This is a genomic window from Arthrobacter sp. P1_B9, from assembly GCF_056406495.1.
In genome coordinates this window covers 45069-61338 of the sequence record NZ_JBFUAA010000017.1, presented here as the reverse complement: position 1 = coordinate 61338, position 16270 = coordinate 45069, and the positions used below count along the sequence as shown (strand labels likewise).

Annotated in this window: 13 protein-coding genes and 1 tRNA gene; 8 read left to right on the top strand and 6 right to left on the bottom strand. The window is 64.5% G+C overall.

What is annotated here, in order from left to right:
• Window positions 1-67: 67 nt before the first annotated feature.
• Window positions 68-144 (top strand) — tRNA-Thr (locus tag AC1D1A_RS18930).
• A gap of 66 nt (window positions 145-210) precedes the next feature.
• On the opposite strand, the gene AC1D1A_RS18925 is transcribed toward AC1D1A_RS18930, so the two are convergent.
• Window positions 211-921, bottom strand: coding sequence for a methylenetetrahydrofolate reductase (locus tag AC1D1A_RS18925; RefSeq protein WP_476948437.1), 711 nt, complete (start codon window positions 919-921; stop codon window positions 211-213).
• Between the two features lie 50 nt (window positions 922-971).
• A complete protein-coding gene (locus tag AC1D1A_RS18920) occupies window positions 972-2525 on the bottom strand; it encodes a PucR family transcriptional regulator (protein ID WP_476860113.1) in 1554 nt (517 codons plus the stop codon).
• A 195-nt stretch (window positions 2526-2720) separates the two neighbouring features.
• Here AC1D1A_RS18920 and speB point away from each other — a divergent pair, with 195 nt between their 5' ends.
• The 7 genes from speB (at window position 2721) to AC1D1A_RS18885 (ending at window position 11056) form a co-directional block, all read left to right on the top strand.
• The gene (gene speB / locus AC1D1A_RS18915; protein ID WP_223914344.1) at window positions 2721-3725 is read left to right on the top strand and encodes an agmatinase; all 1005 of its coding nucleotides are present in this window, start codon (window positions 2721-2723) and stop codon (window positions 3723-3725) included.
• Window positions 3726-3904: 179 nt separating this feature from the next.
• The gene (locus tag AC1D1A_RS18910; RefSeq protein WP_230007952.1) at window positions 3905-5377 is read left to right on the top strand and encodes a purine-cytosine permease family protein; all 1473 of its coding nucleotides are present in this window, start codon (window positions 3905-3907) and stop codon (window positions 5375-5377) included.
• A 99-nt stretch (window positions 5378-5476) separates the two neighbouring features.
• Window positions 5477-6979, top strand: a complete 1503-nt coding sequence (locus tag AC1D1A_RS18905; RefSeq protein ID WP_476948436.1) for an aminobutyraldehyde dehydrogenase — start codon at window positions 5477-5479, stop codon at window positions 6977-6979.
• A 28-nt stretch (window positions 6980-7007) separates the two neighbouring features.
• Window positions 7008-8303, top strand: a complete 1296-nt coding sequence (locus AC1D1A_RS18900; protein ID WP_476948435.1) for a D-arabinono-1,4-lactone oxidase — start codon at window positions 7008-7010, stop codon at window positions 8301-8303.
• A gap of 100 nt (window positions 8304-8403) precedes the next feature.
• The gene (locus AC1D1A_RS18895) at window positions 8404-9162 is read left to right on the top strand and encodes an SDR family NAD(P)-dependent oxidoreductase (protein WP_476851559.1); all 759 of its coding nucleotides are present in this window, start codon (window positions 8404-8406) and stop codon (window positions 9160-9162) included.
• Between the two features lie 38 nt (window positions 9163-9200).
• Complete coding sequence (locus AC1D1A_RS18890) at window positions 9201-10124, top strand: NAD-dependent epimerase/dehydratase family protein (RefSeq protein WP_476851558.1); 924 nt, start codon at window positions 9201-9203, stop codon at window positions 10122-10124.
• A 53-nt stretch (window positions 10125-10177) separates the two neighbouring features.
• On the top strand, window positions 10178-11056 hold the full coding sequence (locus tag AC1D1A_RS18885) for a polysaccharide deacetylase family protein (RefSeq protein ID WP_476948434.1): 879 nt from the start codon (window positions 10178-10180) through the stop codon (window positions 11054-11056).
• 147 nt (window positions 11057-11203) lie between these two features.
• Here the strand turns inward: AC1D1A_RS18885 and AC1D1A_RS18880 are convergent, their stop codons facing one another.
• From AC1D1A_RS18880 to AC1D1A_RS18865, 4 genes are all read right to left on the bottom strand, one after another.
• Window positions 11204-12253 (bottom strand): glycoside hydrolase family 25 domain-containing protein, encoded by a 1050-nt coding sequence (locus AC1D1A_RS18880; protein ID WP_476948433.1) that lies wholly within the window; start codon window positions 12251-12253, stop codon window positions 11204-11206.
• Window positions 12254-12493: 240 nt separating this feature from the next.
• Window positions 12494-14062 carry an APC family permease gene (locus tag AC1D1A_RS18875; protein WP_243182223.1) on the bottom strand — a complete coding sequence of 523 codons (1569 nt, stop codon included), beginning with the start codon at window positions 14060-14062 and terminating at the stop codon, window positions 12494-12496.
• On the bottom strand, window positions 14059-15102 hold the full coding sequence (locus AC1D1A_RS18870; RefSeq protein WP_476860117.1) for an agmatine deiminase family protein: 1044 nt from the start codon (window positions 15100-15102) through the stop codon (window positions 14059-14061). Before AC1D1A_RS18870 ends, AC1D1A_RS18875 begins: the two co-directional genes overlap by 4 nt.
• Window positions 15099-16124, bottom strand: a complete 1026-nt coding sequence (locus AC1D1A_RS18865) for a nitrilase-related carbon-nitrogen hydrolase (RefSeq protein ID WP_476948432.1) — start codon at window positions 16122-16124, stop codon at window positions 15099-15101. The genes AC1D1A_RS18870 and AC1D1A_RS18865 overlap by 4 nt, the downstream gene beginning before the upstream one ends.
• Window positions 16125-16270 lie beyond the last annotated feature (146 nt).

The following is a 16270-nucleotide window of genomic DNA, read 5'->3' as shown; positions in this document are numbered from 1 at the left end:
TAATCTTGTCTAGCGTCCTGGCATCCGCGCCATTTTGTGGCCCGGAGTTGTGTCGGGAAGCAGGAATGCCTCCTTAGCTCAGTTGGCCAGAGCACCGCTCTTGTAAAGCGGGGGTCGTCGGTTCGAATCCGACAGGGGGCCCCACGAACCCCTCCGCTCCGGCGAATTTGGCCGGGACGGAGGGGTTTTCTTATGTCCTAAAACAGGCGACTAGCCGGGCGACGCATTTCCAGTCAACGTTTCCAGCCCGGTGGCGGAGGGTTCCGTCGACGAAGCGGCGACGGTACCGGGTAACTCGTCAAAACAATTGAAGCTGTAGAGATGGATGCCGTCGACGACAGGCTGGGCGGTCAGCTCGTTGATGAGAGTGCCGGGCGAGTAGCGTTCGCCGCTCAGGAGGCGGCGGGCGAGCGGTCGTTTCCGGCTAAGGAACCGCAGGGACGTTCCGACGCCGATCTTCGTTGCCAGTGCAATCAGCCTGGTTCTTGGGACGGCCCCGGCAACCCCGGCCAGGACCGGAAGCATGACTCCCTCGCGACGCAGCATCGCCGTGTAGCTATGGATACTGTCTGCCGAGAAGCACATCTGCGTGAAGACGTTGGAGGCAAGTTCCTGCTTGGCCAACAATGATTCGAGCAGCTGCAGCGGGCCGATGCCGGGATGACCCTCCGGATACCCGGCGACCCCAACGGCCATCTGGCCGCCGCTGATTTCGGCGATCTCGCGCAGCAGCTCGCCGCCATCGGCGAAGGGACCCGCGGGCTGCGGGGCGTCACCGCCAACCGCGAACACTTCCGGGATGCCGTACCCAGCACATTCCCGGATGATGCCGGCCAGCTGGGTGCGATCCGCCAGGCTGTGGGCCGCGATGTGCGGGACCACGGTGTAGCCGAGCAGACTGAGCTGGGCGGCCGTGCGCATGGTCCGCCCGGTTCCGTGGTGAGGCAGACACGTGATGGTGAGCGTCGTGGTCAGCGGTACTGCCGTCGTGGAGTGCTGACCTCAGCCGACGGCAGGCGCCGCGGATTGTCGTGGAGGTCCATGGCTTCATGGATCTGCAGGGCAAACCACAGTTGCGCCAGAGTGGAGGTTTCGGTCATATCGAGGCCCGTCAGCTCGCTGATCTTTCGGATGCGATAGATGATGGTCTGCCGATGCGCGAACAGGGCGGCTGCCGTTTTCTGCCAGGACCGTTGCGTGTCGAGGAACGTCTTGAGCGTGACGATGAGGTCCCCGTTTTCCCGCTGTTCGTACTCGAAAATGGGTCCGAGGAGCCGCTGTACCAGGGCGTGGCCTTCCTCAAAGCTGGTGAGCCCGAGCCACGAGGGTCCCTCGGCATAGCGGACCAACCGCTCGCCGGTGCTTGACGCCGTCCCAAGTGCCCACATCGATTCCTGAAGAGCTCTCTGCACACCAGCGGCCGCGGAAGGCCGGCTGATCCCGATCCTGACGTCCAAGGGGACCGTGTGTCGCAGCAGATCATCGGTGCAGTCTGCTGCGACAGCCAAATGGATTGTGTCGAATCTGCGCTGGCACGCCGTCGGGTAGCCGTGTCGCCAGAGATCAACGTGGATCCCTGCCAGGCGCTCACCGTCGTCGCTGGACATAGAGATGATGAGGAATTCCCGTGACGAAATCCCGAACTCAGGCAGTCGGCTTTCAATGTCGGCTATGCCCAGGCGCCCGTCAAAGGCCTGCAAAAGGAACTCCGCACCCAGCCGGCGCTGGTTCTCGAGAGACAGCACCGTCCGCGACAGCTCGAGTCCCAGGACTGTGGCCGCATGGAGCAGCACTACCGCGTCCGGGAGCGGTTCGGATTTCGGCAGCACCACCAGAAGCGCGTTGGCGTGAGTCGGAATATCCATCATCAGAAGGTGGCCTTCCCCCAACCGATGCCACTGGAACTTCTTGCTGGCCACCGGTGACTTGCTGGTCAGCGGTTCAAGTTGCTGCTTGAGGCCCGGTGGCAGCGGCTGGCCTCCGGGATGCCAGGCGTGCAGGCACCGTCGATCAATGACGAAGAGGCTGGCATCGAGTTCGGCTTCGATACCCAGGATCAGTCCCAGCCAGTTGCCCTCAGATGGCCCCGCCAGCCGAAGCAGGTCATAAATACGGGCCGTCTGGCGCAGCCTGCGGGACTCTTCGAGCAACGAAGACTCAGCGACCGAACGTGCGATGGCGATGAACGGAAGCGGGTAGGGGATGCTGATGAGCGGCAACGGCAAGCGGTCACAGGCATCGAGGAACTCGAGACAGAGTTCAGGGGCATGCATCTGCTCGCCGATCGCCAGTGCACTGGCACCTGCGTTCACCAGTGCCTCGGCAAGCTCAACCTGCCCCTCGGGATCGGCCGGAATGGAGAGCCCGTTAGTCATCATGAGCTCGCCGCCGGTGACCCATTCCCACAGGCGCGGCAGGTCGGAGGTGTGGGCCCAGGTGACCCGGTTGCCCAGACCGGCGGAACCCGCCAGAAGGCTCAGTCCCAGCTGGGGTTCGGCAAGCAGTTCGGCCACGGTGATCGCCATGCGCGGTTCCTGTTCATGAGTCCGGAGGCCGTCCCCAAGCCGCTTATACATATGTATAAGCCTCTCGGCTCTTTGTAGTCAATCGGCGGATGTACCGCGTGACGCCGATCACTAATAGTTAAGGCATAGACCTCGACCGGCGCAGGAAGAAATTGCCAGGCCGACTGAAACCACAGCAACCGGAGGACCCCAGTCATGACCACGCACAAGCCAATCGGCCCCGTCGACGCAACAAAAGTTCCCCGCTATGCGGGCCTGGGCACTTTTGCCCGGCTTCCTCAGATTGACCGGGTTCCGGACTACGACATTGCGATCGTCGGTGTCCCGTTCGACGGCGGTACCTCCTACCGCCCCGGCGCCCGCTTCGGTCCGGCCGCTGTCCGTGAAGCGTCGCGGCTCCTGCGCCCCGGCTACCACCCTGAGCTCGACGTTGAGCCGGTGTACGAAGCCCAGGTTGTGGACGCCGGCGACATCGCCTGTACCCCCTACGACATCGCCCGCGCAGTCCGCGAGATCGAGGAACAGGCCCTCCCGCTCCTTGGCGACGCCGGCTCCGGCAAGAGGCTCATCTCCATCGGCGGCGACCACACGATCGCGCTCCCGATGCTGCGGGCCTTGAACAAGGTCCACGGCCCCGTCGCCCTGCTCCACTTCGACGCACACCTGGATACCTGGGACACCTATTTCGACCAGCCGGTCACGCACGGAACCATCTTCCGTCGGGCCTTCGAGGAAGGCCTTCTGGTCGAGGACAAGTCGATGCACGTCGGCATCCGCGGCCCGGTTTATGACCGCAACGATTTCCTTCGCGACCACGAGTTCGGCTTTCAGATCATCCGCTGCTCGGACCTGGACGTCATCGGGGTTCCGGCCGCGATCCAGCGCGTCAAGGACCGGCTGGGCGACACCCCGGTCTATGTCTCCATCGACATCGACGTCCTGGACCCGGCCTACGCCCCGGGCACCGGCACTCCGGAAATGGGCGGGCTCCACTCCCGCGAACTGCTGGCGCTGCTCCGCGGATTGAACGGCATCAACATCGTGGGCGCCGACGTCGTCGAGGTCGCTCCGGCCTACGACCATGCAGACATCACCACAGTCGCCGCGGCGACGCTGGTCTTCGACCTCCTCGCCCTGATGGTGAACCGCAGCAAGGCCACCGCCAACGTCACTGAGGAGCTGCAAGCGGCCACCGTCTGACCACAACTGCTGGGCTCTCGCGCCTGATTTATACATATGTATGAACAGGTCTACGGCAACTATTCAATCGCCGGATTACCACTGTGACAAAAGTCACGAATGATTGATACATCAGATCCCGTGCTCGACGAAGCGCCGGGACAGAACAAAGAGGTTCCCATGAACTCCCGGAACGCATCATGAACGCTCGACCCACTCACGCCGTCACAGCCGAAGTACCCCGGCTCGAGGACAAGACCATTCAACCCATCCCGGCCCACGAACGCCATGGCAAGGCCCGGGACCTCTTCACCATCTGGTTCGGTTCCAACATCATGATCATGACCATCGTGACCGGGGGACTCGCGACGACGGTGTTCGGGCTCAGCTTTGTGCCGGCAATCGTCGGAATCATCATTGGGAACGTTGTCGGTGGCATCTTCATGGCACTGCATTCGGCCCAGGGCCCGCAGCTGGGCGTGGCGCAGATGATTCAGACCCGCGGCCAGTTCGGTTCGTACGGGGCACTGCTGATCGTGGTCATCGTGGTGGTCATGTACATCGGGTTCTTTGCGGCGAACCTCGTCTTTGGCGGCCAAGCGCTGGCCGCAGTCACCCCGGGCATCAGCGTCGATGCAGGCATCATTGTCATTGGCGTCGTGAGCGTCGTGGCCACCATCTTCGGCTACCGGCTCATCCACGCCTATGCACGCATCTTGAGCATCGTGGCCGGTCTGGCGCTGGTGCTGGCCTTCGTCTGGATCCTGGCCGTCCACGGATTGCCGGCCAGCTTCCTGGACCAGGGAAACTTCAACTGGGTCGGCTTCATGGCCACTATCTCCGTCTCCGCCCTCTGGCAGCTCGCCTACGCTCCCTACGTCTCGGACTACTCCCGCTACATGCCTCAGGGCACCGGCTCGGCCCCGGCGTTCTGGGCGTCCTATTCAGGCTGCGTCTTGGGAACACTCTTCCCGATGGTCCTGGGTGCCCTGGTGGGAACGCTCGCACTGGCGCTGATCAACGATGGCAGCAGCGTCGAAATAGTAGGGAGCCTGGGAGCCCTGCTCGGGCCATGGACCATGGTGATCATCGGAATCTTCTGCCTTGGCGTTGCGGCGTCGAACGCCATGAACCTCTACTGCGGGGTCCTGTGCACCCTCACCATTGGGCAGACGTTCAGGCCGGCCTGGTTGCCCCACGCCAAGACCCGGACCATTGCGTCAATCCTCCTCTTCACCCTAGCCCTGATGATCGCGCTGTTCGCCCGTGACAATTTCATCTTCTTCTACACGAACTTCCTCTCCTTCCTGATGTACGTCCTGGTTCCCTGGACGGCCATCAACCTGGTCGATTACTACCTCCTGCGGCACGGCGACTACCGGGTTGAAGACTTCTTCAAGCGCGACGGCGGAGTGTACGGAAGGTTCAACTGGGTGGCGATCGGAGCCTATGTTGCCGGCGCACTGATCCAGGTTCCGTTCTCGGCGACAGCGATGTTCACGGGCCCCGCTGCCGCAGCGATGAACGGCGTGGACCTCTCCTGGATTGTCGGCCTGGTGGTTGTTGCACCCCTGTACTACTTCGCGGCACGCATGTTCCGGAAAACGCCGGAAGCCGCCCCCTTTCAGTCGCCCGCATTCGCAGGTGACCTGATTGAGGCGCCGCGGGCGTAACGCCCGCTCCGGCACACCGCGCACCCCGGGCACAGACCGCCCACCCCCACACCAAACTCCCGGCGCCGCGATCGGCGCAGAAAACAAAGGCGAAATATCATGACACTCACTGACACCGAGCAGTTCACAGTCCGACGTTCCTCCGAGGAGCAAAGCTGCGCCAGCTTCCTGCCTCCGGCGGGGCACTTCATCGGCGGAGCGTTTGTTTCCGGTTCCGCGACCCGGCTGATCGACGTCGTCGACCCCACCACGGAACAGGTCATCGCATCGGTTCCTGCCGGCACGGCCGCGGATGTGGACGCTGCGGTTGAAGCAGCCGTGGCGGCCCAGAAGTCCTGGGGCACCACGACACCGAAGGAACGCTCCGAGGTGCTCTCCCTGATCGCCAACATCATTGAAGCCAACCGTGAAGCCTTCGAAATCATCGAGTCCGCCAACACCGGCAAACCGCGAACCGTCGCGGAGGACGATGTCTCCAGCACCATCGACACCTTCCGGTTCATGGCCGGGGCTTCCCGCACACTGACCTCCATGGCAGGCGGCGACTACGCCACCGGACACACCTCGGTCATCCTCAGGGAACCCGTCGGCGTCGTCGGCGTCATCACCCCTTGGAACTACCCGCTGCTGATGGCTGCCTGGAAGATCGCGCCCATCCTCGCCGCCGGAAACAGCATCGTCCTCAAACCCTCGGAACAGACGCCGCTCTCGACGCTGAAGCTGGCAGAACTTGTCGCCGGACGCATCCCCGACGGCATCCTCAACGTCGTGACGGGAAAGGGCCGAACCGTTGGGCAGCGACTCTCCGAACACCCTGATGTCGCCCTCGTTGCGTTGACGGGAAGCGTCGTCAGCGGACAGGCAGTGGCGGAGACCGCGGCCAGGTCCGTCAAGCGCGTCCATCTGGAACTCGGCGGCAAGGCCCCGGTTGTTGTCTTCCCCGACGCCGACCTCCGCGCGGCCGCCGCCGGCGTGCGAAACGCCGGCTTCTGGAATGCCGGCCAGGACTGCGGCGCCGCCTGCCGTGTGCTCGTGCACGAGTCCGTGGCCGAGGAGTTCACCGAACACCTGGTACGCGAAGTCAGCACGCTCGTCGTCGGCGCTCCGGGCGCAGGGGAAGACGTGGAAATCGGTCCCATGATTTCGCGCCCGCACTTCGAACGCGTGAAGGAAGCGCTTGCCGAGGCAAAGGCTGCGGGCCTTCAGGTGGCCATCGGCGGCTCGGAGTTGGAAGGCCCCGGCTACTTCATTGAACCCACCGTAATCAGCAACGTCCCGGCCGGGGCGCATATTGCTACCCACGAAATCTTTGGCCCAGTGGTCACCGTCGAGTCCTTCAGCTCCACTGAAGAGGCCATCACCCGGGCCAACGAGAGTCCCTACGGGCTTTCCGCCTCGGTATGGACCCGGGATTCGAGCCTCTCGCTCCGCATTCCGAAGCAGCTCGATTTCGGCACCGTCTGGGTCAATTCACACCTGGTGTTGGCCTGCGAGGTTCCGTGGGGCGGATTCAAGGGATCCGGCTACGGCCGCGACCTCTCGCTGTATGCCTTGGACGATTACTCCCGGACCAAGCACGTCATGATCAACCACGGCGCATGAGCGTTTAGACCAGCATCGGAGCCCAGCAATGACCACCACGAATCATCCCCACTCCGCGTCGTCGGCGCGCGCCGCAACCCCGTCCGCTCCGTTCGGGACAGACGTAACCTGGACCAACTGGGGCGGCAACCAGAGCGCCACGCCGGCCTTCACCGTCCGGCCGCGGAACGAACAGGAGGCGCTCGACGCCGTCCGGTTCGCCATCCGCGAAGGCCTCCCCGTACGTGCAGTCGGCTCAGGGCATTCGTCCTCACCGCTTGTCCAGACGGGCGGAGTCCTGATGGACATGTCCGCACTCTCGGCCATCACCGGAACCGACCTCATGGGGCGCCGTGCGAGGGCCCTGGCCGGCACCACCATCAACGCCTTTGGCGATCCGCTGTGGGAGCAGGGGCTGGCACTGGGCAACCAGGGCGACATCGACAAGCAGCAGATCGCCGGGGCACTCGCGACCAGCACCCACGGCTCCGGAAAGAACCTGGGCAGCTTCTCATCGGCACTGCGCTGGGTCCGGCTGATCAACGGTTACGGCGAAATCGTCGAAATCGGCGAAGGGCAACTCCGCGAACTCAGGGCCGCCCAGGTCGCCTTGGGGACGCTCGGAATCTTCCTGGAGGTCGAACTGGCGGTCGAGGACCGCTATTACCTGCAGGAGGAGATTACCTATCCCGCGTGGGCGGAGACCGCGGCAACCTGGCAGGCCGACATCGACGGGAACCGGCACTACTCGTTCCTCTGGTGCCCGGACAACGATTCCTGTGAGCTCCTGGACCTGCCCGGTTCGCCGGGCCAGAGCATGGCAAACCGCAGCTACACCAAGCGGTACAACGTCGCCCAGGTCCAGGACGAGCGTGAAATTTCCCGCACGGACGGTGCCCGGCTGGACCGGTCGTACCGCATCTACCCGGGCGGATTCACCACACCGTTCCATGAACTGGAGTACTTCGTTCCCAGCGAACACGGCCTGGCGGCCGTCCAGGCTGTCCAGGAGCTGATCCGCACCAAGCATTCCGACCAGAAGTACCCCGTTGAGGTCCGCTGGGTGAAAGCCGACGAAGGCTACATGTCCCAGTTCCAAGGACGCGACACCACCGTTATCACCCTGACCACCGAACCCGGGACCGACTACTGGCCCTTCTTCCGGGATGCGGATGCGGTGCTGCAGGAATTCGAGCCCCGCGCGCACTGGGGAAAGATCCATTTCATGACGAGGAGCCGGTTGGAGCGTCTCTACCCGGAGCTTGACACCTTCATCCAGATACGCCGGGAGTTCGACCCCCGCGGCATGTTCCTTAACGACCACACTCGTGCGCTCGTTGGCTAAATCAGCCATCTGGGTTAAACCGGCAAATCCGGCGTATGCCCCCGAATCGTGACCGGGGGCATGCTGCCCGCCTTTCCACATCCAACGGGGAAGAGGAGACATGAGCCATTTTCAGGACAAGGCCTACCTTGTCACCGGAGCCAGCTCCGGCATCGGTCTCGCGACCACCCGGGCCCTTCTGGCGCAAGGGGCAAAGGTTGCAGCGGTCGGTCTCCCGGACCGTCTGCTTGAAGACGCAAAAAGCCAAGTCTCGGGCGCTGTGATCTTCATCGAAGCCGACGTATCTGAGTCCCAACAGGTCGATGGCGCCTTCGCCCGGGCGGAAGCAGAACTCGGGCCCCTCAGCGGGGCCTTCAACGCCGCAGGAATCTCCAGTGTTGCGCCCATCGCCGAAACATCCGACGAGCTGTGGCAGAGACTGATCCGGGTGAACTTGACCGGCACTTTCCACTTCGCCCGGGCAGCGGCGCGGACGCTCTCGGCCAACGGCGGTGGATCGCTGGTCTGCACTGCCAGCGAGCTGTCACTCGTCGGCCAGGCAGGCTACACCGCATACACCGCGACCAAGGGCGGCGTGCTGTCGATGATGCGGTCACTGGCCGCCGAACTCGCACCGGCCGGCGTCCGGGTCAACGCACTGTCGCCGGGCACGACAGATACCCCGATGCTTGCGGCCGAGTTCGCGAACGAAGAAGAACGCGCCCGGGACGAAGTGTCCGTGCCGCTTGGCCGGTTCGCCCTGCCGGAGGAGATTGCAGCCGCGGCGCTGTGGCTGTTGGGTCCTGAATCCTCGTATGTCACGGGAACAAACCTTGTTGTCGATGGTGGTCGGACCACGACGTTCCCACTCGGACATTGAATCCCACATCCAACGCACCTAGTGAAAGGCAACATCACATGAGCTCTGTTCTGGTCACAGGTGGTGCCGGATTCACCGGACGCCACATCGTCAACGAACTCGCCGACGCCGGCCATCAAACAGTCAGCTACAACCGGGACTTCATCGAGGCGCCACGCCCCGACGTCGTTTCCGTCCAGGGCGAACTGTTCGATATCCCCCGTCTCCTCGAAGTATTCAAGGAGCACGACGTCGACACCATCGTCCATACCGCCGCCATATCCCACCCGACCTATTCCCTGAGCTTTCCCCTGGCTACGTTTGCTGCCAACGTCGAGGGAACGGTGGCGGTTTTCGAGGCGGCACGACTCCACGGCGTCAAACGGATCATCAACTTCTCTTCCGAGTGCGTGTACGGAAAGACCTCAGCACCGGTGGTTCTCGAATCGGAGCCAGTAAATCCGACGACGCCTTACGCCGTGACGAAGGTTACCGGGGAATGGCTCGGACGGGTCTACGGCGACAGGTATGGAATCGACGTCATCTCCCTGCGCATCGGCCAGGTTTACGGACCCGGAAACCGCATGGATGAAGTCATGCGGGACATTATGCGCGGCGTAGTCCGCGACGGTTCATTCTCACAGGACCACGGGGCCGACCACCGCTACAACCTTGTCTACGTCCGCGACGTCGCTCTTGCCGTCCTGGCGGCAGTCCAGGCACCAGAAACGGCCCGGGCCAGGCCCCTGGCCTACAACATCTCCGGCAGCGAGTACTGGACACTCAGCGACGTCGTCAAAGAAGTTCGAATCGCATTCCCGGACGCCTCCGTGGAGATCGGGCCCGGGACGGATCCAACCTTGGATCTGCAGGGCCACTTCAGCATCGCTTCCGCAGCCGCGGATCTCGGCTACGAATCGGTCTGGCCGCTGCATCGGGCCCTCGGCGACTATGCCGACTGGCTCTCCACCCATGACTTCTGACCCCTTTCTTCTGACTCATTTCTTCCAACCCATTTCTTCGAAGAGGGACGAACATGACATTCGATAAAAGCGGCTGGAGGCAGGGGGCGGCCTGCGTTGCCGCATTGACCTTCGACGTCGACGCCGAGTCCCCCGTCCTGGCCGCCGGCCGGCGCTACGCCGACAATGCGATGGCGATGACCCACCAGGCGTTCGGACCCAAGGTGGGTGTTCCCCGGATTCTCCAGATGTTGAAGGATGTGCAGCAGCCGGCGACATTCTTCATTCCAGGAGTAACCGCGGAGCGGTATCCCCGCATGGTGGAACAGGTCCTGGAATCGGGTCATGAGATCGCGCACCACTCACACACTCACCGCACCGCGGTGAACATGAGTTTCGACGACGAACGCGCCGACTTCGATCTGGCGCTAGCTGCACTCGGGCGTTTCGGCATTTCTCCAAAGGGGCATCGCGCCGCACTGTGGGAGCCCTCGTGGCAGACACCGTCGTTGGTGGCTGAATACGGGCTGAAATACGATTCCAGCCTGATGGACGCGGACGTCCCCTATCTCATCGAAACCCCCGCAGGCACAGTTGCGGAGCTCCCCCCACATTGGAGTCTGGATGACTGGGAGCAGTATGCCTTCCTTCCGGAACCCAAGATCGGTGAAATCATCCAGTCGCCACTTGTCGTGGCGGACATGTGGATTCATGAGATCGAAGCAATGCGACGTCATGGTGCTCTTTTCATGCTCACTTGCCACCCGTTCCTCACTGGGCGGGCAGGACGGCTGGAGGCGCTGCGGACCGTGATCGAAACTGCGCTGGAACGAGGCGATGTCCGCTTCACGACGTGCGAAGCGCTCGCGGAAGCGGCACTCGGTGACCCCGCATTGATTGCCGAGCCCCTCAATCCAGTTACAGCGTCCGAGGAGCTCTATCCGGACTACTGAATCCGGGCTACTCAGCCGTGCGACACGGCGAACATTGATGATCCCAGAACACACCAGGCGACAGCGTCAGACCCGGAACTGCTGAACGTCGGGCCGTGAGCGCTGCCCGGCACAAACGTTGGGGCGCGGCTGGCCGGAGGCTGGAACTCAGATGCAGGACTTGTTGTAGTCGAAGCCGCCCGAGATGTACTGGGCCATGGTGACTTTCCCGCCGCCTGTCAGCGGCGCTGCCAAACACATGCTGCTGGCGTTTTGGAAGGAGCTCCCGCCGGCGAGCCAGCTTCGCTGGGCGTAAAGGTTGCTTGTCGAGGGCACCGTGCCGATGATCTGTGCCCATTGGTAGCCGGTCGAGTAGAGCCCGGTTTTGGCGCCGATGCTGGCAAAGTAGGCGGCCATGCCCTCCAGATCAGCTCTGTTGGCGGCCTTGTTCGTTGACCAGGAGTTTTCGGTCTCGACGTCCAACCACCAGGTGTAGGAGGCCGGGTTCTTGACCCCGCGGATGATGGCGTCGTCGTAGGCCTTGGCGTAACCGTACATATAGGAGCACGCCGAACCGACCGAGCCCTTGGTGCACGTGCCGTACGGGTTGGCCACGGTCTTCCCGGCATAGGTGTTGCTGGTGGGCCACCAGGAGCCGGCCGTCCCGGGGTTCCCGGTATTTACGTACAGGGCCACGAGGGGCTGCCCGGTCCCGCCGGTGGACGTGGCGGCCCAGGACAGCTGGGTGGCCAGGCACGCGTTGGTGTTGTTCGCCAGGCCGTTGTTCACACCAATGATCGCGAAGCTCTGGCCCTTGGGCAGGGGTTTGCCGCACTGCGGCCAGGACACGTCGACGCCGGGTCCGGCGGGCGTGACTGCCGCTGTGCCGGCCGAGGTCCTCGCGGCGGTGGTGTAGCCGGTCTTGGTTCCGGTGACGGTGACGGTGAGGGCCTTGCCGGCCTGCGCCGCGGCCAGTTTGTAGGTGGCGGCGGTCGCGCCAATGATGACGACGCCGTTCGCCTTCCACTGATACGTCAGAGTGACGGGTGCCGGACCCCAGATGCCCGGGACCGCGGTCAGGGTGTAGCCGACCTTTGTTGTGCCCTTGACCGTCGGCACGGGGGCCGTCGTCAACGGCGCGGCGGACGCTGCACTGACCGCCGTCGTCGTATCCGGCGCGGCGGATGCGGGGGCAAGCGGTGTCAGAGAAAGCATCATGACCACACCCAGGAACAACGGAATTGATAGAGGCCGGACGCGGTCGAATAGCAGCATAAAAATTTCCCCCAAATTGCCGCGCCCGGAACAGGCTGCGCTAGAGCCCGCGGAAATGCAGACAGCGTGAATCTAGCACGGGGAGGTGTTCCTCAACATGTCTGGCAGCTATGCGGGCGACGGACGCACGCAAAAACCCGCCGGCTCCGGGCTCACCCGGGCCGGCGGGTCGTTGCTGGGAGGCTACTCCGGAACCACCAGGGCGGGGGTGTCCTTCCGGATGGTCTCGCCCCGGAAGAAGCCCGGATGCAGTTTCGCGGCGACCAGCATGATCACGACGCCGAGGGCCAGGATGCCGATCCCCAGAATGAACACCAGGCCCACGCCGAAGACCTCCGAGCCGCTGCCGAATTCCGGTGCCCAGCTGTCCACGGCGGTCTGGAAGAAGACCACGGTGAGGACCAGGCCGCCCAGGACCGGGAACAGCAGCCGCATGAAGAAGTTGCGGACGCTGGAGAACAGGCTGTGCCGGAAGTACCAGGTGCAGGCGAAGGCCGTGAGGCCGTAGTAGAAGCAGATCATCAGGCCCAGGGCCATGATGGTGTCATTGAGGACGTTCTCGCTGACGACCTTCATGACGGCGTAGAAGCCGCCGGAGATCACGCCGGCAATCACCGTTGCGAAACCGGGGGACCCGAACCGCTTGCTGACGGATGCGAAGCGCGGCGGCAGTGCCCCGTAGTGGCCCATCGCCAGCAGGCTGCGGGCGGGGGAGGCCATGGTGGACTGCAGGGACGACGCGGTGCCGGAGAGTACGGCCAGGGACATCAGGATGGCCAGCGGGCCCATGACGGGGGAAGCCAGTGCCGCAAAGATATTCGACTGGTTGTCCGGGTTGTTCAGGCCGATGCCGTCGGTTCCGGTGCCGGCAACCATCATGGTGGCCACGATCGCGACGAGGTAAAGGGCCAGGACGGCGACCGCCGTCGTGGTTCCTGCCCGGCCGGCGGTACCCTTGCCGCCCTTGGTTTCCTCGTTGACGGTGAGGCAGACGTCCCAGCCCCAGTAGACGAAGACGGCCAGTGACATGCCGGCGGCGAACTGCTCGAAGCTGCCGATCTTCATCGGGTTGAACCAGTCCCAGCTGAAGGCGATTGCGGTGCCCGAGTCGCCCGAGGCGGCGTGGGTGAGTGCCATGACGACGAAGATGCCCAGGACGAGGACCTGGAATCCGACCATGGTGTACTGCACCAGCTTGGTGGCGTGCAGGCCGCGGTAGCTGACCCAGACGGCCAGTGCCACGAACACCAGGCACGTCACGATGTTTACGGCCGTGTTGGAGGTCAGGTCCGCGAGGTCCGGGTTGTTGAACACCTGGGCCAGGAAGAGGTAGAAGAAGTCCACCGCGACGCCGGCCAGGTTGGACAGGACGATGATGTTGGCGGCCAGCAGACCCCAGCCGCCCAGCCAGCCGACGAACGGGCCGAACGCCTTCGTGGCCCACGTGAAGGTGGTGCCGCTGTCCGGTGAATCGGCGTTGAGCTCACGGTAGGCGAACGCCACCAGGATCATCGGGATGAACGCGACAATGAAGATCGCCGGCAGCTGCAGGCCCACGGCGCCGACGGCGGGTCCCAGCGAACTGGTCAGGCTGTAGGCGGGTGCCACGGAGGAGATGCCGAGGACGACGACGGCGAGCAGGCCCAGCTGGCCGCCCTTGAGCCCCTTGCCCGAGATGCCGTGCTTGGAACCGGCCGGATCGACGACGTCGTGCGTGATGGTGCCGTCTTCGCGGCCGATAGTCTGACTCATTGCTGACCTTTTTTCTGGGGGACGGATGGTTGCTGTTGGGTGATGCAGTGGATGCCGCCGCCGCGGGCGAAGAGCTCGCGGGCGTCGATGCCGACTACCCTGCGGCCGGGGTAGGCGTCGCCAAGGATGCGCAAGGCTTTTTCGTCCATCGGGTCGCCGAAGGTGCAGGCGATGACGCCGCCGTTGACCACCAGGTGGTTGATGTAGCTGTAGTCGACGAACCCCTCCTCATCCGTCAGGGTTTCCGGGGCGGGGACCTCGATGATGTTCCATTCGCGGCCGGCCGCGTCCCGGGTGGTGGCGAGGTGGCTGATGATGGCCCGGCAGACTTCGAAGTCGGGGTGTGCCGGGTTCTGTTGGGAATGGACCAGCACGGTGCCCGGGGACGGGATGGCCGCAACGATGTCGACGTGGCCGCGCGTGCCGAACCGTTCCGAATCCCGGGTCAGGCCGCGGGGAAGCCAGACGACGTGGCTTACGCCCAGGGTCCGGCCCAGCTCGGCTTCGACGTCGGCCTTGCTGAGCCCGGGATTGCGGCCCGGATCGAGCTGGACCGTCTCGGTGACGAGGACGGTGCCTTCGCCGTCGACGTGGATGCCGCCGCCCTCGTTCACCAGCGGCGAGACAAGGTGGCTGGCCCCCGAGCGGGCCGCGACGGCCGACGCCACGAGCGCGTCCTTGTCCCAGGCGGCCCAGTCCTGGCCGCCCCAGCCGTTGAAGACCCAGTCGACGGCGCCGAGCCGGCCGCCGTCGTCGAGGACGAACGTGGGGCCGATGTCCCGCATCCAGGCGTCGTTCAGCGCGGCGGGGACCACCTCGATATCCGGGTGGAGGTAGTCCGCCGCGGTCTGCACATCCGCCGGCGCCACCAGCATGGTGACCGGTTCGAATTCCACGACGGCGTTCGCTACGGCGGCCCAGACGGAGCGGGCGGCGTGGGCTTCTGCCGCTGTTTCGCCCAGGGTGTAGCCGCCGGTGGGGAACGCCATCCAGACACGGTCCTGGGGCGCCGTTTCGGACGGCATCCGCCACGCGCTCATGCGGTGGCCTTGCTGGTGTCGGCGCCGAGCGGGGCGTCGGGGCGAACCGGTTCGGTCAGCCGCCCGTACGTGTCCGGGCGTCGGGTGGCCAGGAAGGGGAAAAGCGTGAGCCAGTCCCGGCGCTGGTCGAGGTCGAGGTCCGCGACGAGCACCGCGGATTCGTCCCGCGGTGCCTGGGCAAGGATCCGGCCGTAGGGATCGGAGATGAAGGAGGAACCGTAGAAGTTCAGCGTGCCTTCGCTGCCCCAGCGGTTGGGGACCACCATGAACAGCCCGTTGGCGATGCCGTTGCCGACGATGACCTGCTGCCACAACGGCTGGGTGTCGAAGTCGGGGTGGTCGGGCTCGGAGCCGATGGCTGTGGGGTAGACCAGGAGTTCCGCGCCGCCGAGGGAGTAGATCCGCGCCAGCTCCGGGAACCACTCGTCCCAGCAGGTGGGCATGCCCAACCGTGCGCCGCCGAGTTCGGCGGGGGAGTGGACCTCGTAGGCATCGTCGCCGTCCGGGCCCTGGCGGAAGAATTTGTCCTCGTAGTAGCCTGCCGTGACGGGAATGTGGAGCTTGTGGGTGCGGGCCAGGAGTTCGCCCCCGGGGGACACCAGGACGGCGGTGTTCAGGCCCAGGCCGTCGTCTGTGCCGTCCGGGTTCTCCGCCTTCTGGTACAGCGAAGCGTGGACGCAGATGCCGTGCCTCCGGGCCGCGTCCGCCGCGAACCGGAACGTGGGGCCGGTGAACAGATCCTCGGCAATGTCCGAGGGCCGCGGGCGCGTGGTCCCGCCGCGGGCGGCGTCATTTTCGGGAAGCGTGTCCGCGGGATAGCGGGACAGCGTGAGCTCGGGGAGGAAGACGACGGCTGCTCCCAGCCGGGCGGCGCGCCCGATGCCTTCGTCCAGTTCGGCGTGCAGGGCCGCGGCGTCAGGATGCCAGCGATGCTGCACGACGCCGATCCGCAGAGCCGGCCGGCTGGAGGGCAGCGTGCGGGCGAGGGAGGGCGGGGTGTCGAGGGACGTGATTTCGATCATGGCTACTCCAGTGAGACGGGCGTCACATTAATGAACGTTGTTCATTTAGTTTGAGGGTGATGGCCGCACGGGGCAAGACCTAATATGAATAAAGTTCATTTATTTATTCGGGGTGGAACCCGCGCCGTCCCCGCGCCGTCCCCGGG